Consider the following 22,678-nt stretch of genomic DNA (forward strand, 5'->3'; position numbering starts at 1 on the left):
GGGATGAAGGCAGTTATTTTGGCGGGTGGCCTGGGTACGCGGATCAGCGAGGAGTCGCACCTCAAGCCCAAGCCGATGATCGAGGTCGGCGGCAAGCCAATTCTCTGGCACATCATGAAGCAGTACTCCGCTCACGGAATCCACGATTTCGTGATCTGTCTTGGCTACAAGGGCTATGCGATCAAGGACTTCTTCGCCAACTACTTCCTGCACACCTCCGACGTCACGTTCGACATGCGCAATAACCGCATGGATGTTCACCAGAACTACAGCGAGCCATGGCGCGTCACGCTGATCGATACCGGCGAAGAGACCATGACCGGCGGCCGTTTGCGCCGCGCCCGACGCTACCTCGAAGACGAAAAGGCCTTCTGTTTTACCTATGGCGACGGCGTGTCGGACCTCAATATCGGTGCGTTGGTGGATTTTCATCTCAAGCACGGAAAGCTCGCGACCGTCACCGCAGTACAGCCACCAGGTCGCTACGGTGCGCTCAATCGCGATGGCGACAAGGTCTTGGGCTTCACTGAAAAACCTCGCGGCGACGGTGGCTGGATCAATGGCGGGTTCTTTGTCCTGTCGCCCAAAGTGCTGCCGTTGATTGACGGCGATGAAACCTCGTGGGAGTCCGGCCCGCTGGACGGCCTGGCCGAGCGCGGCGAACTCATGGCGTTCCAGCACGACGGTTTCTGGCAACCGATGGATACCCTGCGCGACAAGAATCACCTCGAAGCGCTGTGGCAGAGCGGGGAGGCCCCATGGAAGCAATGGGATTGAGCCCGCAATTCTGGCGTGGCAAGCGCGTGCTGGTCACCGGCCACACCGGGTTCAAGGGCAGTTGGCTGACGTTGTGGCTGCAAAGCCTGGGTGCCGAGGTCAGCGGGTTTTCCCTCGACCCGTCCACCGAGCCGAGCCTGTTCGAACTGGCCCGGGTTCACGAAGGCATCAATGATCAGCGCGGCGACCTGCGTGATCTGGGGGCCTTGCTGGAACTGATCGCCGAAACCCAGCCGCAGATCGTTCTGCACCTGGCGGCCCAGCCGCTGGTGCGCGAAGGTTATCGCGACCCGTTGGGCACGTACTCCAGTAACGTCATGGGCACGCTCAACCTGCTCGAGGCGATCCGTCAGGTGGGCGGCGTGCGCGCCTGCGTGCTGGTGACCACCGACAAGGTCTACGCCAATCAGGAATGGCTGTGGCCGTACCGCGAAAACGAAGCGTTGGGCGGTCATGATCCCTACAGCAGCAGCAAGGCGTGCTGCGAATTGCTGGCGCAATCCTATGCCGCCTCGTTCTTTGCGCCGCAAAAGCATGGCGAGCATGGTCTGGCGTTGGCCACGGCCCGCGCCGGCAATGTGCTCGGCGGTGGCGATTTCGCCCCGGAGCGGCTGATTCCCGACGTGCTGCGGGCGTGGTCGGCGGATGAGCCCGTGACCTTGCGCTATCCCCAGGCGGTGCGCCCATGGCAGCACGCGCTGGAACCGCTGGCCGGCTATCTGCAACTGGCGGCCGGCCTGTTTGAGCAGGGCCCGCAATTCGCCGGGGCGTGGAATTTCGGCCCCGGTGAGGCGGACATGCGCAGCGTCGGTGAAGTGGTCGAACTGCTCGCCAGCCGCTGGCCGCAAGCACGCGGGCTACGCATCGAACCGAGCGATATGCATGAGGCCGGCCTGTTGCGCCTGGACAGCAGCCGCGCCCGTCAATTGCTGGGCTGGCAACCGCGCTGGTCGTTGCAGCAGTGCCTGACCCAGACCCTGGATTGGCATTTGGCGTGGCAGAACGGCGATGACATGCGCGCCGTCAGCCTGGCGCAATTGAACCTGTACCGAGGCACGCTGTGAGTGAATTTCTGCTGAAGACGTTGCCGCTGAACGGATTGTTCAGCGTGCAGCACAAACGTTTCGAGGACGAGCGCGGGCACTTTTCCCGGTTGTTTTGCGAAGGCAGCCTCGGTGCGTTTGGCCAGGCGTTTCATATTCGCCAGATCAATCACTCCTGCACCCGCGAACGCGGCAGCGTGCGTGGCCTGCATTACCAGAGTGCCCGTGCACCGGAAGCCAAATTGATCACTTGCCTGCGCGGTGAAGTCTGGGATGTCGCGGTGGATCTGCGTCCCGACTCCGAGACTTTCCTGCACTGGCACGCCGAACACCTGCGTGCCGGCGATGGCCGCAGCCTGTTGATTCCTGCCGGGTTCGCTCATGGCTTCCAGACCCTGAGTGCCGATGCCGAGCTGCTTTACCTGCACAGCAACGACTACACGCCGGAACATGAAGGCGGGTTGTCGGTGCTCGATCCACGGCTGGCGATTGCCTGGCCGTTGCCTGTCAATAATCTGTCGGTGCGCGATGCGAGCCATCCGGCGCTCGATGAACACTTTGCCGGAGTGCGTCTATGAACTGCCGTGGTTGCGCCGCTGCGCTGGCCCTGCCGCTGATTGACCTGGGCACCTCGCCGCCGTCCAACGCTTACGTGCGTGCCGATCAGCTGGAGCAGGCCGAACAATGGGTGCCGTTGAAGGTTGCCGTGTGCCAGCAGTGCTGGCTGGTGCAAACCGAGGATTACACCAGCGCCGACAGCCTGTTCGATGCCGAGTACGCCTATTTCAGTTCGTTCTCCAGCACCTGGCTGGCCCATGCCGAGCGTTATGTGGCCGAGATGGTCGAACGCTTCGGCCTGAGCGCCGACAGCCGTGTGGTGGAAGTCGCGGCCAACGACGGTTACCTGTTGCAGTACGTGGCCGGGCGCGGCATCCCTTGCCTGGGCGTCGAGCCGACCCGCAGCACCGCGCAAGCGGCGCGGGAAAAAGGCTTGGAGATTCGTGAGCTGTTTTTCGGTCGCGACACCGCCGCGCAATTGAAAAACGAAGGCTGGGGCGCCGACCTGATGGCCGCCAACAACGTGTTGGCCCACGTCCCGGATATCAACGATTTCCTCGGCGGCTTTGCGACCTTGCTCAAGCCGGCGGGTGTGGCGACTTTCGAATTCCCGCAGTTGCTGACCCTGATGGCCGGCCAGCAGTTCGACACGCTGTACCACGAGCATTATTCCTACCTCTCGCTGACCGCTGTGCAGACCTTGTGCGAGCGCAATGGCCTGCAAGTGTTCGACGTCAGTCAGCTCCCCACCCATGGCGGCTCGCTGCGGGTCTTCGTCCAGCGGCTGGACGGCGAGCGTCGCGAAGTGCAACCGACGGTTCGGCAACAGCTGCAGGCTGAACTCGCCGCCGGGGTGAAAACCCCTGAGTACTACGCGACCCTGGCGCCCGCCGCCGAGCGCATCAAGCATGACCTGCTGCGCTTCCTGTTGCAGGCCAAGGCCGATGGCAAGCGCGTGGTCGGCTACGGCGCCGCCGCCAAGGGCAACACCTTGCTCAACTACGCCGGGGTCAAGCCGGACCTGCTGGCCTGGGTGGCCGATGCCAACCCGCACAAGCAAGGCAAGTACCTGCCCGGGAGCCGCATTCCGATCGTGTCGCCAGCACAGATCGACATCGAAAAACCGGACTACGTGCTGGTGCTGCCGTGGAACCTGCTGGATGAGATCACCCAGGCCTTTGCCGGCATTCGTGCATGGGACGGCCGTTTTGTCATTGCCATTCCCGAGTTGATCATTCGATGAGCCGAATTCATTACACCAAGCCCAGTGTCGGTGAGCTGGAAGCTGACTACGTACTCGATGCCGTCCGCCATGGTTGGGGAGAGCGCTGCTACGAGTACCTGACACGCTTCGAAAAGTCCTTTGCCGAGCACGTGGGTGCGACCTACGCGATTGCAACGTCCAGTTGCACCGGCGCGCTGCACATGGGCATGGCGGCGCTGGGCATCGGTGCCGGCGATGAGGTGATCCTCGCCGATACCAACTGGATCGCCTCGGCTGCGCCCATCACCTATCTGGGTGCGACACCGGTGTTCGTCGACGTGCTGGCCGACAGTTGGTGCCTTGACCCGCAGCAGGTTCGCCGGGCAATTACCCCACGGACCAAGGCGATTCTGGCGGTGCACCTCTACGGCAATCTCTGCGACATGGATGCGCTGCTGGCCATCGGTCGCGAGTTTGGCCTGCCGGTCATCGAAGACGCCGCCGAGGCGATCGGCTCGCAGTGGCGCGGTCAGGCGGCGGGTTCACTGGGCGCGTTCGGTGCGTTTTCCTTTCACGGCACCAAGACCATGACCACCGGCGAAGGCGGGATCTTCGTGACGTCGGACAAGGCCCTGTATGACCGGGTATTGACCCTGTCCAACCATGGCCGGGTAGCGGGCGGCAGCAAACAGTTCTGGCCGGATTTCCTGGGCTTCAAATACAAAATGAGCAACCTGCAAGCGGCCGTCGGTTGCGCTCAGGTTGAACGGATCGACGAGCTGATCGAACGCAAGCGCGCGATCTTCGCCAACTATGCCCAGGCGCTGGCCCTGCTGCCGGGCCTGTCCATGAACCCTGAGTCCGAACACGCACGCAACGGTTACTGGATGCCCACCGTCGTCTTTGACCGCGAGCTGGGGATCACGCGGGACATGTTGATTGCAGCCTTCCAGGCCGCCGATATCGATGCGCGGGTGTTCTTCTGGCCGCTGTCGTCCTTGCCGATGTTCAGCGAACTGACGGCTGACTCGCCCGTGGCGCATGCGCTGCCGGAGCGCGCGATCAATCTGCCGAGTTATCACGACATGACTGATGACGATCAGCAACGGGTCATCGAGGTGCTGCGCGCGCTGGTACTCAAAAGGACGCAGCTATGAAGGTTTACCTGCTGGGGGCGGCCAATCCTGAAGCGGTACGGATGATCCTCACCCTGCAACGCAGCCAGCCGGACGTGCAGTTCGCCTTTCTCGATAACGATCCGGCGAAGCAAGGCACGCTGTTTTATGGCGTACCGGTGGTGGGTGGTACCGACAAGGTGGCCGAGCTGAAAGGCCCCGATACACGCTTTGTCAATCTGATCACTGGCACCACGGCGCTGCGTTACCGGACCACCTGCGAAATCGTCGAGGCCGGTGGCACCCTGGGCAACTTCATCCACCCGGGCATCGATCTGACGATGATCACCATGGGCGTCGGCACCTATCTGCAAGAGGGCGTGATCATGCAGGCGCAAGTCAGCCTCGGTGATAACACCAGCATCAGCGCCGGCAGCGTCGTCGGGCATGAGGGACAGATCGGCCATTCGGTATTCATGGCGCCGGGTGTCTGCATTGCCGGTTGCGTCGAGATCGGCGATGGCACCTTCATCGGCACCAACGCCACGATCCTGCCGCGATTGCGCATCGGTCGTTGGGTCACCATCGGTGCAGGCGCCGTGGTGACCAAAGACGTTCCAGACTATGCGGTTGTGGTGGGCAGTCCCGCCAGGACCATCAAGACCAATCCTGCTTCCTTTCAAGACGGTCGGGTTTTCAATTAACCACCGCACCAATTTCCGGAGAGTCTGTAATGAATCCTCATGAGCAGTTTCGTGAAGAAGTAAAAGAGAACATCGAAGGCCTGCAACAGGACAAAGCGTTGCAAGCCACGTCGCTGGACTGGGTTGGCACGACCGCCAAACATAAGTACACCTACAACTTCAGCTGGATGGGCCGCCCGATCATTCAGTTTCCCCAGGACATGGTCGCCATGCAGGAGATCATCTGGGCGCTGCGGCCGGACATCATTGTCGAGACCGGTATTGCCCACGGCGGCTCGCTGGTGTTTTACGCCTCGATGCTCGAACTGATCGGCCATGGCGAAGTGCTGGGCGTCGACATCGATATCCGCCAGCACAACCGTGAGGCGATCGAAGCGCACCCGATGAGCAAGCGGATCCAGATGATCCAGGGTTCGAGCATTGATCCGGCAATCGTCGAGCAGGTCCGTCAGCGCGTCGAAGGCAAGAAAGTGCTGGTGGTGCTGGACTCCAACCATACCCACGAGCACGTCCTGGAAGAGCTGCGGGCCTATGCGCCGATGACCTCGGTGGGCAGCTACTGCGTGGTGATGGATACCGTGGTTGAAGACATGCCCGAAGACGCGTTCCCGGACCGTCCGTGGGGCAAGGGTGACAACCCGAAGACCGCGGTATGGGCTTACCTGGAAGAAAACGGCGGTTTTGAAATCGATCAGGCCATTCACAGCAAGCTGCTGATCACCGTCGCGCCGGATGGCTATCTGCGTCGCGTGCGGTAATCGACAAGACATCGTTGGGTTTTTTCGGCGATTCGCCGTTGTGGGGAAATGTATGCAAGGCAAGAACAATTCTGAACACGGGTTGGCACTCAACGAACAGTTGACCGTGGTGCTGATGTCTCACGAGCGGCCGGCATTTTTGCGCCGGGCCGCACGTTTCTACAGCAGCTTGCCTTGCAGGATTCTGGTGCTGGATTCTTCGACTGAAGGTCAGCCAAGCCTGGCCGGGCAGTTTGAAAATGTGGATTACCAGCATGTTCCGCAGTTTGGCTACTGGGGAGTCCGTGCCAAGCTGGCCTTTGGCGTGGAACAAGTGACCACGCCGTTCATGGTGTTCGCCGCCGACGATGACTTCCATGTGCACGACGCCCTGCGCGCAGCCGTGGCATTCATGCAGGCCAATCCCGATTACGGCCTGTGCCACGGCTACAGCATGATGTACCTGTCGCAACCCAACAGCGTCAGCTACTTCCGGCGGGACAAGAAGGTCTGCGAAGACTATTCGTCCGAGCACGCCGAGGAGCGTGTGCTCGATTACATGCACCAGTACCTGCCGCCTTTCTATGCCGTACAGCGCACCGACCTGGTACGTGACTGGTATCAGGTGATGCCTCAGGATACGTCCTTCCAATGGCAGGAAATCGGTCACACCTATTACATGCTGGCGCGGGGCAAGGCGCGGATTCTGCCGATCCCGTATGTCGTGCGTGAAATGAACTACGGGTACTCGGATCACAACACTGAAATCTTCCACACGCTGGCTCATACGGATGCCAGGACGGTCGCCGAGCGTGAAGCCTTTGCCGCTTTCCTCTTCGGCTTGCCGACTCAAGTTCAAAGCGAGGACCCGGAGCAAGGCCGGCAGTTCGCGCTGCAAAGCTTTGAGGCCTTGGCCGATAGCTTGCGCACCGGTCGCGCACTGACCACCGAGCTGATTATCGAGTCCGCCTGGACGAGCGTCGAGAAAGGCCCTGTGCGCCGTTTCGGCCCCAAGCAATACGTCGAAATGCCGTTCTACAACCAGGCGTTTTTCGATCAGTTGACCCAGTTCGAGTTCCTGTTGCACGCCATGCCGGCCGGTCGCGTTCAGTTGGCAGGCCTGGAGGGTATCTGGACCCGTCAGCAGAGCCTGATGCTGGCGCGCAACAATGACACGCCGGAAAGTGTGGTCGACCGTTTGTGGCAAGCCCACGACAGCAACATCTTCAACCGCGCGGTGGTCAAGCGTCTGGTGGCCCAGCTGGAACTGCTGGGTGAAGACGAAGAAGCGCAGGCCCTGGGCGATTGGGCTGCACGTCTGGAGGCGGTGTCGGTTGAGGGTAATCGTGCGACGTTCGACAAGATGCTCTCCGGTCGACTGCTCAAATGGCTCTCCCCCCGCCAGCCTGATGAACAAGAGGCTGAGACGATCGCCCAACACCTTGCGGCCAACGACGGTGGTCCTCAGTTCGGGATTTTCCTGCTCGACCTGGATAACGATATCGACAAGCTGCAAGTCTCTCTCGACAGCCTGCTCGAAGGTCACAGCAAGGCGTTCAGGATTGTGGTCTTCACCACCGGTGAAGCACCGGCCGCGACCACGGCGCAGAACACTCTGCACTTTGTCCGGGTTACCCAAAGCAACTACGTCGACAAGCTGAACCAGGGTGCTCGTCAGTCGCCTTGCGACTGGTTGATGCTGGCCGAAGCCGGCGACGAGTTCACTACCGGCGGGCTGTTGCGCGCCAGTCTGGAACTGTTGTCTGCCGCGGATTGCCGCGCCGTCGCCACCGACGAAATCCAGCGCACCAGCGAAGGCGCACTGGTGGACGTATTCCGTCCTGGCTTCAATCTTGATCTGCTGCAAAGCCTGCCGGCCTTGATGGCGCGTCACTGGCTGATCCGTCGGGAAGTGTTCCTTGAAGTCGGTGGGTACCAGCCTGACTTCAGCAAGGCCCTTGAGTTCGACCTGCTGCTGCGCATCATCGAGCAGGGTGGCCTCAACGGGCTGGCCCACCTGGATGAGCCGCTGGTGATTGCCCGGGCGCCGGTACTGGAAGAAAACGCCGATGAGCGCCTGGCGTTGTTGCGCCACCTGGGCAATCGCGGCTACAAGGCCAAGATCACTTCGACGGTACCTGGCACCTGGCAGATCGATTACCGCCACACCGAACGCCCGCTGGTATCGATCATCGTGCCGGCCGGGGACAATCTTTCGGCCCTGCAGCAGTGCCTGCAAGCGGTCTTGCTGCGAACCCGCTACATCCAGTACGAAGTGTTGGTTGCGATCAATCAGCATCAGTCGGCCGAGGTCAATGACTGGCTCGGTACTTATCAGCATCCGAAAGTCAGCGTCCTGCGCACCGATCAGCGTATGAGCGATGCGGCGTTGTACAACGCGGCCAGCCAGCAGGCGCAGGGCGAGTACCTGATACTGTTGGCCGCCGACAGTGAAGTGGTCAACCCGAACTGGCTTGAGTCGCTGCTCAATCACGCCCAGCGTCCGGAAGTCGGCGTGGTCGGTCCCAAGTTGATCGACCGCGACGGCAAGGTCACTCAGGCCGGTCTGATTCTCGGCATGAACGGTGGTGTGGGTTCAGCCTTTGTTGGTGAAAAACACGACGCCGAAGGTTACTTGCACCGGTTGGCGCTGGAGCAGAACTACTCGGCGGTGTCGATGGTATGCCTGATGGTGCGTAAAGCGTTGTTCGACGAGCTGGACGGTCTGGACAGCGTGACCTTCGCCGACGGCTTGAGCGACGTCGACCTGTGCCTGCGGGCCGGTCAGGCCGGTTACCTCACCGTGTGGACGCCGCTGGTACAGGTGATTCATTCGGGTGAAATACCACAAGCGCCGCAAGCCCTCGATGCACTGCGTGACAAGTGGGCCCCGGCCTTTGCTCAGGACCAGGCCTATAACGCCAATCTGGCCTTGAGCGGCAAAGGCTTTGCCCTGGGCGAAAGTGCTTCGGTGAACTGGGCGCAGATGCTCGGCTAGGCCTGGCGAACAGGTATAAGGATTCAAGGCATGTTCAACGGAAAATCGATTTTCATCGCAGGCGGGACCGGTTCGTTCGGGTGTCGGATCATTCGGGACGCGCTGGTGCGTGTCTGGTTGCCAGCATGATTCCTTACGCTAGGCAAAGCCTTGATCAGGCGGACATCGATGCCGTGGTCGGTGTATTGCAGTCTGACTGGCTGACCCAGGGGCCGACCATCGAGCGCTTTGAGCGAGCGATGGCCGAACGCTGCGAGGCAGGTTTTGCCGTGGCGGTGTGCAATGCCACGGCGGCCCTGCACATCGCTTGCCTGGCGGCAGGGCTCGGCCCGGGCGATTGGCTGTGGACGACACCGAACACCTTTCTCGCCTCGGCCAACTGTGGTCGCTACTGCGGTGCCGAGGTGGATTTTGTCGACATCGACCCGCTGACCTGGAATCTCGATGCCGCTGCGCTGGCCGTCAAGCTGGAGCGGGCCGAGCGTGAAGGCCGGCTGCCGAAAGTGCTGGTGGCGGTGGCGTTCTCCGGGCAGAGCTGCGACATGCGCAGGATTGCCGCACTGGCCAGGCGATATGGCGTTACTGTGATCGAAGACGCGGCCCATGCCGCTGGTGCGTCCTACGCCGGGCGGCCGGTGGGTTGTGGCGAGTTTGCCGCGATGACCGTGTTCAGTTTTCATCCGGTGAAGATCATCACCAGCGCCGAAGGTGGCATGGTGATGACCAACAGCCCGGAACTGGCCGAGCGTCTGCAACGCTTGCGCAGCCACGGCATGACCCGGGATCCGCAGCAGATGACCGGGCCCAGCCACGGCCCCTGGTACTACGAGCAGGTGGAGCTGGGCTTCAATTACCGCATTACCGACCTGCAAGCGGCCCTTGGTTTGTCGCAGTTGAACAAACTGGATGAGTTCATCGAGCGCCGGCGTGAACTGGCGGCTCGTTATGACCGCTTGCTGGCGTATTTGCCGCTGACCTTGCCTGGTGCGCAACCCGAGGCCGAGTCGTCATGGCATCTGTATGTGGTGCGGCTGCAACTCGATCAGATCGGTCTCACTCATCGTGAGGTGTTCGAGGGGTTGCGAGAGGCCGGGGTCGGTGTGAACCTGCACTACATTCCCGTGCATTTGCAGCCTTACTATCGTGATCTAGGGTTCGTCGAAGGTGATTTTCCGCAGGCAGAACGTTACTACGCCGAAGCCATCAGCCTGCCGTTATATCCGTTGCTCAGTGATGAACAACAGGACTACGTGGTCGAGCAGATGCGGCAGCTGATCGAAATAATCCAGCCATTGCGGCGGGTGGGAAATGTGTGATGCATGAACTGACCGAGCAGGAAACCTTCTGGCAGGGTGAATTCGGTAACCAGTACGTTGAGCGCAATGTCGGGCAGCCGCTGGTGGCGGCCAACCTGGCGTTGTTCGCCAAGGCACTGACACGGGTCGGGCACATCGACAGCCTGGTAGAACTGGGCACCAATGCCGGCAACAACCTGCAGGCACTGCACCAGCTGTTGCCGCGCTGCGAGTTGTTCGGCGTGGAAATCAATGCCAGCGCTTGTGCCGCGGCCCGGGCATTGGGTATCGCACACATCTGGCAGGGTTCGCTGTTCGACTTCCCACGGGAACGCACCTTCGACCTGACCCTGAGCAAAGGTGTGCTGATTCACCTGGCGCCGGAGTTGCTGCCGGTCGCGTACGCGCAACTGTATGAGCTGAGCCAGCGCTACATACTGATCGCCGAGTACTACAACCCGGTGCCGGTCGAGGTCCCGTATCGCGGTAACAGCGGCAAGTTGTTCAAACGCGATTTCGCCGGTGAAATGCTCGATCGCTATGACGACCTGCAACTGGTTGATTACGGTTTTGGTTACCACCGCGATCGGCAATTCCCGGTGGATGACATCACCTGGTTTGTCCTGGAAAAATGCCGTTGAACAACGTCGCCATTATTCCGGCCCGCGGTGGCAGCAAACGCATACCCCGCAAGAATCTCAAGCCGTTTGCCGGTGTGCCGATGATTGCCCGATCGATTCAGGTCGCTTTGGAATCCGGGTTGTTTTCCCGGGTGGTGGTCAGCACCGACGACGAGGAAATTGCCGGGCTGGCGCGGGACTGCGGCGCCCAGGTGCCCTTCATGCGCCCGGCGGCACTAGCCGACGACTTCACGGGCACTGCGGCGGTGATCGCCCATGCCCTGCAAGCCTTGCGCGAACAAGGGGGCGAGTTTGATCGCGCCTGTTGTATCTACGCGACCGCGCCTTTGTTGCAATCGCGATTTCTTGTCCAGGGGCTGAGCCTGCTGGAACAGCATCCCGACAAGTCATACGCTTTTTCGGTGTGCGACTTCGGATTCCCGGTCCAGCGAGCCCTGACCCTTGATGATCAGGGGGCATTAACGGCGCTGTATCCGCAGTATCGTGATACCCGCTCCCAGGATCTGTCGATCGCCTATCAGGATGCCGGGCAGTTCTACTGGGGCCGCAGCGATGCCTGGCTGCGTGGCGAGGTGTTGTATTCGCCGTACAGCCTGCCGGTCATCCTGCCGCGTTATCTGGTGCAGGACATCGACACACCGCAGGACTGGAAACGCGCCGAATACCTGTATGCCGCGCTGAAGGCCGGGGGTGAGCTGCAATGAGAGTGCTGATTCGCTCTGACGCCTCGCCAACCATCGGCAGCGGCCACATTGCGCGCTGCCTGTGCCTGGCCCGGGTGTTGCGCAGGCAGGGCAGTCATGTGGCGTTCGCCTGTCGCCTGTTACCGGGGCATCGACTGGAGGCACTGCGGGCCGAAGGCTTCGAAACCTTCGCGCTGCCCGAGCGCTACAGCGATGAAGACCCGCAGCAAGCCATCGAGTCCATGCTGCCATGGCAGACGGACATCGCCGCGCTCGAGCCGCTGCTGGAGCACCAGCCGGCGTTTGACTGGATCATTGTCGACCACTACGGCCTCGATCATCACTGGCAGACGGCCGCCCGGCGCTTTGCACCACGGATCGCCGTGGTCGATGACCTCGCCACGCGGACCTACAGCGCCGACTTGCTGCTGAACCAGAATCTCTCGGGAACGCCAGAGGCTTATGCGTCGCTGCTGGCGCCAGGCTGCCGGACCTTGTTCGGCCCAAGGTTTGCCATGCTGCGCGACGAGTTCCGTTGCCCGGCCATCGAAATCAAGCCTCAGGCCCGGCGTGTGCTGGTAAATTTCGGCGGTTTCGACGCGGCAATGCAGACCCATCATGCGATGCTGGCGCTGGCAGACTTTGCTGAGCTGGAAGTCGATTTTGTCGCCGGAGCAGATAATCCGGCCTGGGCGCAGATGCAGGCGTTGGCGGTGAGTCGCCCGCATTGGCGCCTGCACAGTTTTGTCAGTGACTTTTATCGATTGATGACCGAGGCCGACCTGTTTGTCGGGGCGGGTGGCGGCACCAGTTGGGAGCGGGCGGCCATGGGGCTGCCGACGATTTGCATTGCCGTATCGAACAACCAGCAGGTCAACGGCGAGGTCATGGCGGTCGCGGGCGCCCATGTGTTCATGGGGGCGCGCGAGCAGGTCAGTGTCGAGCAATTGCGCCTGGCCATCGGCTTTGTCGCGGGTAACCAGGGGCTGCGCCAGAGCCTGGCGCGGCAATCGCGACAACTGGTCGATGGCCGGGGGGCGCAGCGAGTGGCGGCTGCGCTGGCCGGCGCGGTGCTGAGGGTGCGTCCGGCGACCCTGGGTGATGCGCAGCTGTTGTTCGACGGGCGCAACACCGAGGCCGTGCGCCACTGGTCGCTGGAGACCGGAGTGATCGAGTGGCCCGCGCATCAAAACTGGCTGACGGCGACCCTGAGCAATCCCCGGCGGCTGCTGCTGATAGCCGAGGCCGATGACGGTCCGGTCGGTGTGCTGCGTTATGACGTGCGTGGCTTTACCGCCGAAGTGTCGATTTATCTGTTCGAAGGCCGGTTCGGCCTGGGCTGGGGCAGGGCGCTGCTGGACCGTGGAGAAGCCTTTGTGAAGGCCCGCTGGCCAGAACTTGAGTCGCTCACCGCCCAGGTATTGCCCGCTAACCAGCCGTCGCTGAATGTCTTTCGCGAAGCCGGTTTTACCCAGAGTGCCTGCGCGTTCACGCGCGTATTGAAGGATCACGCAGATGACTAGCTTCAAGATTGGCGAGCGCCTGATCGGTGCCGATGCGCCGCCATTGATTATTGCCGAGATGAGCGGCAACCATAACCAGTCCCTGGACGTGGCGCTGCAAATCGTCGAGGCCGCGGCCAAGGCCGGTGCCCATGCGTTGAAACTGCAGACCTACACCGCCGACACCATGACCCTGGACCTGGCCGAGGGTGAGTTTTTCATCAAGGACCCCAACAGCCTGTGGGCCGGTAGTTCGTTGTACGCGCTGTACGAGAAGGCATACACGCCCTGGGAATGGCATGCGCCGATTTTCGCTCGCGCCAGGGAGTTGGGCCTGCTGGCGTTCTCCACGCCATTCGATGAGAGCGCCGTGGACTTCCTCGAAAGCCTCGACGTGCCGGCCTACAAGATCGCCAGTTTCGAAAATACCGACCTGCCGCTGATACGCCGGGTGGCCGCGACGGGCAAGCCGCTGATCATTTCCACCGGCATGGCCAGCATCGCCGAGCTCGATGAAACCGTGCGCGCCGCCCGCGAGGCCGGGTGCAAGGATCTGGTGCTGCTCAAATGCACCAGCACCTATCCGGCATCACCCGCGAACAGCAACCTGCGCACGATCGCGCATTTGCGCGAGTTGTTCGATTGCCAGGTGGGGCTGTCCGATCACTCCATGGGGGTCGGTGTGTCCGTGGCGGCGGTGGCATTGGGGGCAACGGTGGTGGAAAAGCATTTCACCCTCGACCGTGCGGCCGGTGGCGTCGACGCCAGTTTCTCGCTGGAGCCTTCCGAACTGGCCAGCCTGGTGATTGAAACCGAGCGCGCCTGGCAAGCCATGGGGCAGGTGCATTACGGTGTCACCGAGTCTGAGCGCCAATCCCTGGTGTACCGTAGATCGTTGTATGTAACCCGGGATATGGCGGCCGGCGAGCCCTTCGATGGGACAAATCTGAGAGCCATCCGTCCGGGTCTCGGGCTGGCGCCCAAACACGCGCAAAGTCTCCTGGGACGCCGTGCCCGTCAGGCCATCAAGCGTGGAACAGCACTGGATTGGTCGTTGGTCGAATGACCCGTTGCCGGGCTGATTCGGCAAAATAGCGTGACCTGCGAGTCATAACGGGCATCTTCACTGTATTGTATTGACCGGGAAGATGGCGCCTGACCCTTTATCGGGTTCAGTGATGGCCCTCTACGCTTCCCGGCCGTCGCCTTGGGGCGACGCAAATCCAGGTTTGTCGGCGCCCCTCGATTCCTGCGAGTGGTGGTATTGGGCTGTTTATTATTGGGAAGCCGTAATGATTGGCATAAAGAGCATTGCGAGCTACGTTCCTGTAGCCGGCGTGGACAATTACGCACAAGGTGCAAAATTCGAGAAGGATGAAGAATTCATCCTGGGCAAGATTGGTTCGGCTTTCCTGCCGCGCAAGGGCGTTGATCAGGAAACTTCCGATCTGTGCGTTGAAGCGGCCAATGCGCTGTTTGCCAGCAACCCCGATTTGAAACGCGAGTCCATCGATGCGTTGATCGTCGTCACCCAGAACGGTGACGAAGAGGGCCTGCCGCATACCGCGGCCATCGTGCAGGACAAACTCGGCCTGCCGACCAACGTCGCTGCGTTCGATATTTCCCTGGGTTGTTCCGGTTACGTCTACGGCATTTATGCGATCAAGGGCTTCATGGAGGCCGCTGGCCTGAAGAACGGCCTGCTGATCACTGCCGACCCGTATTCGAAGATCGTCGACCCGGAAGACCGCAACACCACCATGCTGTTCGGCGATGCGGCCACGGCTACCTGGATGGGTGAGAACCCGACCTGGGCACTGGGCAAGGCCAAGTTCGGCACCGATGGTTCCGGCGCCCCACATTTGAAAGTCACCGACGGCGTGTTCTTCATGAACGGTCGCCAGGTGTTCAATTTCGCACTGCTCAAGGTGCCGGCGCATTTGCATGAGTTGCTGGGCGAATCGCAATTGAGCGCTGACGACATCGATGCGTTCTGCATTCACCAAGGCAGCGCGGCGATTGTCGACGCAGTTGCGAGGCGCTTCGAAGAGTGCCCGCAGAAGTTCATCAAGGACATGGTCGAGACCGGTAACACGGTGTCGTCGAGCATTCCATTGCTGCTGGAAAAGCATATTCTCGATTCCGAATGGAAGCGCGTTGCGCTCAGCGGTTTCGGAGTGGGGCTGTCATGGGGTTCGGCGATTATCTATCGTCCTTGAGTGAACGTCTTTTAATAAAAAGGCCGGTACAAAAAAGCGCTCAAGGGTTAACCTTGAGCGCTTTTTTGCTTGTAAGGAATGCGAGGTAGCATGAGCGAATGCTTTGAAGACAATGCTCAGGTTATCCAGCGTCGCTGGCCGTCGCTGTATGCGCGATTGAAAACGGAAGACCGCCTGGCCGTCGAGGTCGACCTGATCGAGGGGCGGGACTCGACGCTGTGTGTGGGTGGCATCCAGCTCACCAGCCGTCATGGTCGTCTGCGCGAGGCCCGCCTGCAGGCCGCCAGCCTCCCGCTCGACAAGCCACAGCTGCACGTTTACGGCACCGGCTTCGGCGATTTGCCTGCGGTTTTGCTGGAACGCGCCGGGCTTGAAAAACTCTATGTCCACATTCTCAACGGCGCGCTTTTCCTGTTGGTGCTGGAGCTGATCGATCAACGCCAATGGCTGGGCGATCCGCGCGTGCAATTGCTCTACGCCGGCGATCTGTCCGACATCTTCACGCCGTTTTTTGCCTTGCCCGCCGAAATGCTGCTGGCCGATGACCACAGTGCGAAGATTCGTGATCGGCTGGTCAGCGAAGTGCACTTGAGTTTCAACAATCGTGATTTCGACCCGCAGTCGCCGGTCATTCTGCAGCGCTTGCAGGACACCCTTGGACTACTGCTTGCCGATGACGATGTGGCTCGGCTCTTTGGCACTTGTCCCGGGCGTGAGGTTTATGTGATTGCCACCGGGCCGAGCCTGGAAGGGAATTTCGAGCGTTTGGCAGCGGTGCGCAACCAATCCCCGCGACCTCTGTTCATCTGTGTGGACACGGCCTACAAGCCCCTTCGCGAGCACGGAATCAAGCCTGACCTGGTCGTGAGCATCGACCAGCGCATCAGCGTGCTGCACTTGCCCGGTGATGCGTCCGAGGATATTGCGCTGGTGTACTTGCCATTGAGCGATCCACAAATGCTCAATGCCTGGAAAGGCAAGCGTTACGGTGGTTACTCCGCAAGCCCGATCTACGCCACGTTGCGCGAACAGCATCCCCGTGCGCAACTGAACGTGGGCGGCAGCGTGATTCACCCGGCCGTGGATCTGGCGGTGAAGATGGGCGCGCAGCGCATCACGCTTTTCGGTGCCGACTTTGCCTTTCCAATGAACCGGACCCACACCGGCTGGAACGATGGTGACCTGGGGCCGCCGGTGAGTCAGGCCAGATACTGGGTGCACGATGGTCATGGCCAGAAGGTCAAGACGCAGTTGAATTTTCGCGGCTATCTGTGCGAGCTGGAGCGTTACATTGCCAGGCATCCCCAGGTCCTTTTCCTCAACAGCAGTCGGGCGGGGGCAATGATTGCCGGGACACAGTTCAATCAGGATTTCGTGCGATGAAGCATCAGGCGATAGGTATCGAGGAATACCGGCAATGCGCCGGTTTGTTTCGCTTGGGGCGTGATGTCGAAGCGGCGTTGAACATGGTCGATCTGTTCGATGAGGCGCAGCGCCTGTTTTTGCAGGCGCCTCAGGACGTGCAACAGGCGTGGGCATCGTTGCTCAGGCAAATGCTCGCCTGCCAGGAGCGCCAGGATTGGCTGGGGCTCGCCGATTTCATGGAATATGAGTTGATCGAATTGCTCGAAAACATGCCGGCCTGAGGGCAACAACAGCTTTGGCACGGGCGTTTTCGGGCTGGACAGTTTTATGGCGTCATTTTTTCGCGGTTGAGGGGCGCTAAGCCCTTGTTTTCTCGGGGGTGGCAGGGTGATGGCATTTTTTTTAAAAAAAGCCCTCAAGCAACCTGCCAACCCGACGATAACTAATACGAAGGTTCTCTAGGCCATACCCGGCGGTTGCCAGGGCCGGAAGCCGCAGTACCCAACCAACGAGGAATTCGTCATGGCTTTAACAGTAAACACCAACACCACGTCGCTGAACGTTCAGAAAAACCTGAACCGTGCTACCGACGCTCTGTCGACTTCGATGGCTCGCCTGTCTTCCGGCCTGAAAATCAACAGCGCTAAAGACGACGCCGCTGGCCTGCAGATCGCAACTCGCATGGCTGCGCAGATTCGTGGTGGCAATCAGGCAGTGCAGAACGCCAACGACGGTATCTCCGTTGCCCAGACCGCTGAAGGCGCGCTGCAAGCTTCGACCGACATTCTGCAGCGTATGCGTGAACTGGCTGTTAAAGCACGTAACGGCACCAACAGCACTGCTGACCAGACCGCTACCAACTCCGAATTCGCTCAGATGTCTGACGAGATCACTCGTATCTCTGCTTCCACCAATCTGAACGGCAAAAACCTGCTGGACGGTACCGCTGGTACCATGCAACTGCAAGTTGGCGCCAACACTGGTTCGGCTAACCGCATCGACCTGGTACTGAGCTCCAAGTTCGACGCCGTATCCCTGTCCGTAGGCAGCGGTACTGTTGTTCTGACTGGTGCAACTTCCGCTACCCTGTCTGCCAACATCGACAACGCGATCACCGCGATCGACGCTGCTCTGGCATCGATCAACGCCACCCGCGCAAACCTGGGTGCTTCGCAGAACCGTCTGACCAGCACCATCTCCAACCTGCAGAACATCGTGGAAAACACCACTGCTGCACAAGGCCGTGTACAAGACACCGACTTCGCCGCAGAAACCGCGAACCTGACCAAGCAGCAAACCCTGCAACAGGCTTCTACCTCGGTTCTGGCTCAAGCCAACCAACTGCCTTCCGCTGTACTGAAGCTGCTTCAGTAATTTCGGCAAGAGTTTGGGCGGGGGAGTGTGCTGTCACGCTCTCTCGCTTTTTACGTTAAGAGGTGATGGGCATGGAGATGAGCGTAAAGCTTGGCGTGTCTTATCCGGCTCCCCAGCCAGCGAGCACCGTTTCGGATAAAGCGCCGGAAAAGCCTAAAGTCGCCAGCGAGACTCCCGTGGCGCAAAAGAAGCTGGATACGGATGACACCCACTTGAAGCAGGCGGTGCAGCAGATCGAAAAGTTTGTACAGTCGATCAAGCGCAATCTGGAGTTCTCGATAGACGAGCAATCCGGAAAAGTCGTCGTCAAAGTGATTGCAAGCGAAACGGGCGAAGTCGTGCGACAGATCCCCTCCGCCGAGGCCCTCAAATTGGCGGAAAGCCTGAGCAATGCGAGCCATGTATTGTTCGATGCCAAAGTTTGATAGCTGGCATGAATAGTGTTTGTACGTTCTTTGGGCGCTGATAAAGGTCAAAAGAGTGGCAGCAACCTGAAGGGAGACGAAAAATGGCAAGTCCAATTTTACCGGGTACGGGCCTGGGCTCTGGCCTGGATATCGGTGCGATCGTTACTGCGCTGGTCAATGCCGACAAATCGGCGAAACAGACGCAGATCGATACTCAGACCAAAACCAACACGCTGAAGATCTCCGGTGTCGGTTCCTTGAAAAGCGCACTGACGGCCTTTCAGACGGCGCTGACCAATCTCGGTAGCAAGACCAATCCTGCGTTTGCGGGCTATACCGCAACTTCGGGTACCCCGTCGATCCTGGGTGCAACTTCTGACAATACCGCCGTTGCCGGTACTTACAGCGTTGTTGTGAATAACCTGGCCACCAGCTCGAAAGTAGCCAGTGCTTCTTTTGCTGGCGGTGCCGCCAGTGCCATTCCGAGTGGTACTTTGAAAATCAGTCAGAATGGCACTGATTACGATGTCACGATTCCAGCCAATGCGACCTTGCAGAGCACCCGGGACGCCATCAACTCTGCACAGGCGAGTAATGGTATTTCTGCCAACATCGTGACCGACAGCACGGGTGCGTCGCGTCTGGTGATCAGCTCCACCAAGACTGGCGCGGGTTCCGACCTGACGGTCAGCGGTATCGCCGGCCTTGAAATCGACGGCACCCAACCGATGGGCACCAACCCTTCGGCCTCCAGTTCAGGAGCTGTCAACGGGATTGCGGTGGATGCATCGCTGACCATCGATGGACTGGCAGTGACCAGCAAGAGCAATACGGTTACCGGCGCGGTCAGTGGCCTGACCCTGAACCTGACATCCGTGAGCCCGGGTACGCCGCCGGCTGCGGCGACCGTCACCGTCGCGAACAACACCGCCGGTTTGCAGACGTCGATCCAGTCGTTCGTTGATTCCTACAACACCCTGATGAACACCATCAACTCCCTGTCCAAGGCGACAGCGGATGCCGATGGCAACCTGACTGTTCAGGCGGCGTTTACCGGTGATTCGATGTCGCGCACACTGATCTCCGATATCCGCAGCGTGCTGACCGCTCCCGGGGCGGGCGGTCCATTGGCCGTGCTGTCGCAGATCGGCGTGCTGACGAATGAGAAAACTGGCAACCTGGCGTTCGATACAACGGCGTTCAACAAGACGATGGCCATCAACGGCATGAGCGGCCAGGTGCAGCAGTTGTTCAACGGTAGCAATGCTACCAACGGCCTCCTGGCGCGCATGGGCACTGTAATCAAGCCTTATGTGCAGACGGGCGGGTTGCTTGACCAGCGCAATACCAGCCTGCAGACCGTGAGCAAGAACCTTTCAAATCAGCAGACTGCGCTGGACTTGCGTGTCGCCAACATGACCAAGACGTTGACCGCCAAGTACAACGCAATGGACCTTTTGGTCGGGCAGATGAAAGCGACGGCGAGTAACATCACCTCGTTCTTCACTTCCTTGAACGCCCAGAAGTCCAACAGCTAGTCATGAACTGACGATAAAAACCCGGCTACGCATTTTCGCGTGTGCCGGGTTTTTGTCTTTTGATCTAAAGTTCTCTGGCTCGCGGACGATACACTGGTCATACGAGTCTTTGTGGTAATGAGGTAGAACATGAATCCAATGTTAGCCCTTCGGCAGTATCAGAAAGTGGGTGCGCACGCCCAGACGTCAGAAGCAAGTCCGCATCGTTTGGTGCAGATGCTCATGGGGGGTGGCCTGGACCGTATTGCCCAGGCCAAAGGCGCCCTGGAGCGCAAGGACATTCCCGGCAAGTGTGTGTCGATCAGCAAGGCGATCGGCATCATCGGTGGTTTGCGTGAAGGCCTGGATCTTGAAAACTGCGCCGATGCCGTGGGTGAACTCGACAGCCTTTACCTCTACATGATGAAGCGCCTGGCCGAGGCGAACATCAGCAGCGATCCGGAGATTCTCGATGAGGTCGCGAGCTTGTTGCGCACGGTGAAAGAAGGCTGGGACGGCATTGCTGAGCCAGGTCCGCAGTTCTAAGGGAGATCGCCATGAGTCTTGTATTGCAGCGGATAGAGCAAACTCGTGAAGCGCTGGTCGGTGCTTTGGCCGAGCGTGACTGGGAGGCCATCGGTCAATTGGACCTGGATTGCCGTTCCTGCATGGAAGATGTCATGAGCGAGGCTTCGCTGGATGAAGAGGTTTTGCGCAGCAATCTTGAGGAGTTGCTGTATGTCTACAAGCAGTTGCTTGAAGTCGCGATGGGTGAAAGGCAGGCGATAGTCGATGAAATGTCTCAGATCCAGCAAGCGCGGAACGCGGCAAAGGTTTACCATCTGTTTGGATAATAAAACCCGGTTAATCCAAACAAGTGCGCCATAAATTTGACTGTGCACGGATTTTTGACTTAACTAGTGGCTGGTTCCAGATTTCAGTCGTCTTCAGGCATACAAGGCCTGCAAGCGTTTAGCTTGCCCCAGCATTTTGGGCATTGAGTTGACTAGGGAAGTTGCTATTGCATGTGGCGTGAAACCAAAATTCTGCTGATTGATGACGATAGCGTCCGCCGCCGCGACCTGGCGGTGATTTTGAATTTTCTCGGCGAAGAAAATTTACCCTGCGGAAGCCATGACTGGCAGCAGGCTGTCGGCTCTTTGTCGTCAAGTCGTGAAGTGATCTGTGTCCTCATCGGGACGGTCAATGCTCCTGGTGCACTTCTGGGCTTGCTTAAGACACTGTCGACATGGGATGAGTTCCTTCCGGTTTTGTTAATGGGCGATAATTCTTCCATTGACTTGCCGGAAGACCAGCGTCGGCGAGTGCTTTCGACCCTCGAAATGCCGCCCAGCTACAGCAAATTGCTCGATTCGCTGCACCGTGCCCAGGTCTATCGCGAGATGTACGACCAGGCCCGCGAGCGCGGTCGTCATCGCGAACCCAATCTTTTCCGCAGCCTTGTCGGCACCAGCCGGGCGATTCAACACGTCCGCCAGATGATGCAGCAGGTCGCCGACACCGATGCCAGCGTGCTGATCCTCGGTGAGTCCGGCACCGGCAAGGAAGTGGTTGCGCGCAACCTGCATTACCATTCCAAGCGCCGCGAAGCGCCGTTCGTGCCGGTCAACTGCGGGGCGATTCCGGCCGAGTTGCTGGAAAGCGAATTGTTCGGCCATGAGAAGGGCGCCTTCACCGGGGCGATCACCAGCCGCGCCGGTCGATTCGAGCTGGCCAACGGCGGCACCCTGTTCCTCGATGAAATCGGCGACATGCCGCTGCCGATGCAGGTCAAGTTGCTGCGTGTGTTGCAGGAGCGCACCTTCGAGCGCGTGGGCAGCAACAAGACCCAGAGCGTCGACGTGCGCATCATTGCGGCGACCCACAAGAATCTCGAAAGCATGATCGAGATCGGCACCTTCCGCGAAGATTTGTACTACCGCCTGAATGTGTTCCCGATCGAGATGGCGCCGCTGCGTGAGCGCGTCGAAGACATTCCGCTGCTGATGAACGAGCTGATCTCGCGCATGGAGCACGAGAAGCGCGGTTCGATCCGTTTCAACTCGGCGGCCATCATGTCGCTGTGTCGTCATGGCTGGCCGGGCAACGTCCGCGAATTGGCCAACCTGGTGGAGCGCATGGCGATCATGCACCCATACGGCGTGATCGGCGTGGTCGAGTTGCCGAAGAAATTCCGCTACGTCGACGATGAAGACGAGCAAATGGTCGACAGCCTGCGCAGCGATCTGGAAGAGCGCGTGGCTATCAACGGCCATACCCAGGACTTTACCGCCAATGCCATGTTGCCTCCGGAAGGTCTGGACCTGAAGGACTACCTCGGTGGTCTGGAGCAGGGGCTGATCCAGCAGGCGCTGGATGATGCCAACGGCATTGTGGCGCGCGCGGCCGAGCGCCTGCGTATTCGTCGTACCACGCTGGTGGAAAAGATGCGCAAGTACGGCATGAGCCGTCGTGATGGAGACGAGCAGGCGGATGATTGACGCCTGTTTTTCAACTCGTTCATTTATAAGAAGTTTTT

22 protein-coding genes are annotated in these 22,678 nt (G+C 59.9%); all 22 read left to right on the forward strand.

Features of this window, described 5'->3' with window-relative positions; all coding sequences use genetic code 11:
• Nucleotides 1–3 precede the first annotated feature (3 nt).
• The 22 genes from rfbF to PSJE_RS05325 all read left to right on the forward strand — a co-directional run bounded on the left by rfbF (nt 4) and on the right by PSJE_RS05325 (nt 22,640).
• On the forward strand, nt 4–777 hold the full coding sequence (rfbF, locus tag PSJE_RS05220; protein WP_057715909.1) for a glucose-1-phosphate cytidylyltransferase: 774 nt from the start codon (nt 4–6) through the stop codon (nt 775–777).
• The gene (gene rfbG / locus PSJE_RS05225) at nt 759–1,841 is read left to right on the forward strand and encodes a CDP-glucose 4,6-dehydratase (RefSeq protein WP_057715908.1); all 1,083 of its coding nucleotides are present in this window, start codon (nt 759–761) and stop codon (nt 1,839–1,841) included. Before rfbF ends, rfbG begins: the two co-directional genes overlap by 19 nt.
• On the forward strand, nt 1,838–2,398 hold the full coding sequence (locus tag PSJE_RS05230; protein ID WP_090453799.1) for a dTDP-4-dehydrorhamnose 3,5-epimerase family protein: 561 nt from the start codon (nt 1,838–1,840) through the stop codon (nt 2,396–2,398). Before rfbG ends, PSJE_RS05230 begins: the two co-directional genes overlap by 4 nt.
• The gene (locus tag PSJE_RS05235) at nt 2,395–3,621 is read left to right on the forward strand and encodes a class I SAM-dependent methyltransferase (RefSeq protein WP_090453801.1); all 1,227 of its coding nucleotides are present in this window, start codon (nt 2,395–2,397) and stop codon (nt 3,619–3,621) included. Before PSJE_RS05230 ends, PSJE_RS05235 begins: the two co-directional genes overlap by 4 nt.
• Nucleotides 3,618–4,739, forward strand: coding sequence for a DegT/DnrJ/EryC1/StrS family aminotransferase (locus PSJE_RS05240; RefSeq protein ID WP_090453803.1), 1,122 nt, complete (start codon nt 3,618–3,620; stop codon nt 4,737–4,739). Before PSJE_RS05235 ends, PSJE_RS05240 begins: the two co-directional genes overlap by 4 nt.
• The gene (locus tag PSJE_RS05245) at nt 4,736–5,401 is read left to right on the forward strand and encodes an acetyltransferase (protein ID WP_090453805.1); all 666 of its coding nucleotides are present in this window, start codon (nt 4,736–4,738) and stop codon (nt 5,399–5,401) included. Before PSJE_RS05240 ends, PSJE_RS05245 begins: the two co-directional genes overlap by 4 nt.
• Nucleotides 5,402–5,430: 29 nt before the next feature.
• Nucleotides 5,431–6,159 (forward strand): cephalosporin hydroxylase family protein, encoded by a 729-nt coding sequence (locus PSJE_RS05250; RefSeq protein ID WP_090453807.1) that lies wholly within the window; start codon nt 5,431–5,433, stop codon nt 6,157–6,159.
• A 52-nt stretch (nt 6,160–6,211) separates the two neighbouring features.
• Nucleotides 6,212–9,136, forward strand: coding sequence for a TIGR00180 family glycosyltransferase (locus PSJE_RS05255; protein WP_090453809.1), 2,925 nt, complete (start codon nt 6,212–6,214; stop codon nt 9,134–9,136).
• 125 nt (nt 9,137–9,261) lie between these two features.
• Nucleotides 9,262–10,452, forward strand: a complete 1,191-nt coding sequence (gene pseC / locus PSJE_RS05260) for a UDP-4-amino-4,6-dideoxy-N-acetyl-beta-L-altrosamine transaminase (RefSeq protein WP_057715901.1) — start codon at nt 9,262–9,264, stop codon at nt 10,450–10,452.
• Nucleotides 10,452–11,072 carry a pseudaminic acid biosynthesis-associated methylase gene (locus PSJE_RS05265; RefSeq protein WP_090453810.1) on the forward strand — a complete coding sequence of 207 codons (621 nt, stop codon included), beginning with the start codon at nt 10,452–10,454 and terminating at the stop codon, nt 11,070–11,072. The genes pseC and PSJE_RS05265 overlap by 1 nt, the downstream gene beginning before the upstream one ends.
• Nucleotides 11,069–11,776: a pseudaminic acid cytidylyltransferase gene (gene pseF, locus PSJE_RS05270; RefSeq protein ID WP_090457774.1), complete on the forward strand. Its 708-nt coding sequence runs from the start codon at nt 11,069–11,071 to the stop codon at nt 11,774–11,776. The genes PSJE_RS05265 and pseF overlap by 4 nt, the downstream gene beginning before the upstream one ends.
• Complete coding sequence (gene pseG, locus PSJE_RS05275; protein ID WP_090453812.1) at nt 11,773–13,278, forward strand: UDP-2,4-diacetamido-2,4,6-trideoxy-beta-L-altropyranose hydrolase; 1,506 nt, start codon at nt 11,773–11,775, stop codon at nt 13,276–13,278. The genes pseF and pseG overlap by 4 nt, the downstream gene beginning before the upstream one ends.
• On the forward strand, nt 13,271–14,323 hold the full coding sequence (gene pseI, locus PSJE_RS05280; protein ID WP_090453814.1) for a pseudaminic acid synthase: 1,053 nt from the start codon (nt 13,271–13,273) through the stop codon (nt 14,321–14,323). The genes pseG and pseI overlap by 8 nt, the downstream gene beginning before the upstream one ends.
• Before the next feature lie 226 nt (nt 14,324–14,549).
• A complete protein-coding gene (locus PSJE_RS05285; RefSeq protein ID WP_056721553.1) occupies nt 14,550–15,476 on the forward strand; it encodes a ketoacyl-ACP synthase III in 927 nt (308 codons plus the stop codon).
• Nucleotides 15,477–15,566: 90 nt separating this feature from the next.
• The gene (locus PSJE_RS05290) at nt 15,567–16,859 is read left to right on the forward strand and encodes a motility associated factor glycosyltransferase family protein (RefSeq protein ID WP_090453816.1); all 1,293 of its coding nucleotides are present in this window, start codon (nt 15,567–15,569) and stop codon (nt 16,857–16,859) included.
• A complete protein-coding gene (locus tag PSJE_RS05295; RefSeq protein ID WP_057715896.1) occupies nt 16,856–17,122 on the forward strand; it encodes a hypothetical protein in 267 nt (88 codons plus the stop codon). The genes PSJE_RS05290 and PSJE_RS05295 overlap by 4 nt, the downstream gene beginning before the upstream one ends.
• 241 nt (nt 17,123–17,363) lie before the next feature.
• Nucleotides 17,364–18,215, forward strand: a complete 852-nt coding sequence (locus PSJE_RS05300; protein WP_057715895.1) for a flagellin domain-containing protein — start codon at nt 17,364–17,366, stop codon at nt 18,213–18,215.
• Nucleotides 18,216–18,286: 71 nt separating this feature from the next.
• Complete coding sequence (locus tag PSJE_RS05305; RefSeq protein WP_057715894.1) at nt 18,287–18,640, forward strand: flagellar protein FlaG; 354 nt, start codon at nt 18,287–18,289, stop codon at nt 18,638–18,640.
• Between the two features lie 83 nt (nt 18,641–18,723).
• The gene (fliD, locus tag PSJE_RS05310) at nt 18,724–20,160 is read left to right on the forward strand and encodes a flagellar filament capping protein FliD (RefSeq protein WP_090453818.1); all 1,437 of its coding nucleotides are present in this window, start codon (nt 18,724–18,726) and stop codon (nt 20,158–20,160) included.
• Nucleotides 20,161–20,289: 129 nt separating this feature from the next.
• Complete coding sequence (fliS, locus tag PSJE_RS05315; protein WP_090453820.1) at nt 20,290–20,685, forward strand: flagellar export chaperone FliS; 396 nt, start codon at nt 20,290–20,292, stop codon at nt 20,683–20,685.
• Nucleotides 20,686–20,696: 11 nt separating this feature from the next.
• Complete coding sequence (gene fliT, locus PSJE_RS05320) at nt 20,697–20,993, forward strand: flagellar protein FliT (RefSeq protein ID WP_056721566.1); 297 nt, start codon at nt 20,697–20,699, stop codon at nt 20,991–20,993.
• A gap of 171 nt (nt 20,994–21,164) precedes the next feature.
• On the forward strand, nt 21,165–22,640 hold the full coding sequence (locus tag PSJE_RS05325; RefSeq protein ID WP_046037712.1) for a sigma-54 dependent transcriptional regulator: 1,476 nt from the start codon (nt 21,165–21,167) through the stop codon (nt 22,638–22,640).
• Nucleotides 22,641–22,678: the final 38 nt, after the last annotated feature.

This window comes from Pseudomonas jessenii (assembly GCF_002236115.1).
Taxonomy (GTDB): domain Bacteria; phylum Pseudomonadota; class Gammaproteobacteria; order Pseudomonadales; family Pseudomonadaceae; genus Aquipseudomonas; species Aquipseudomonas jessenii.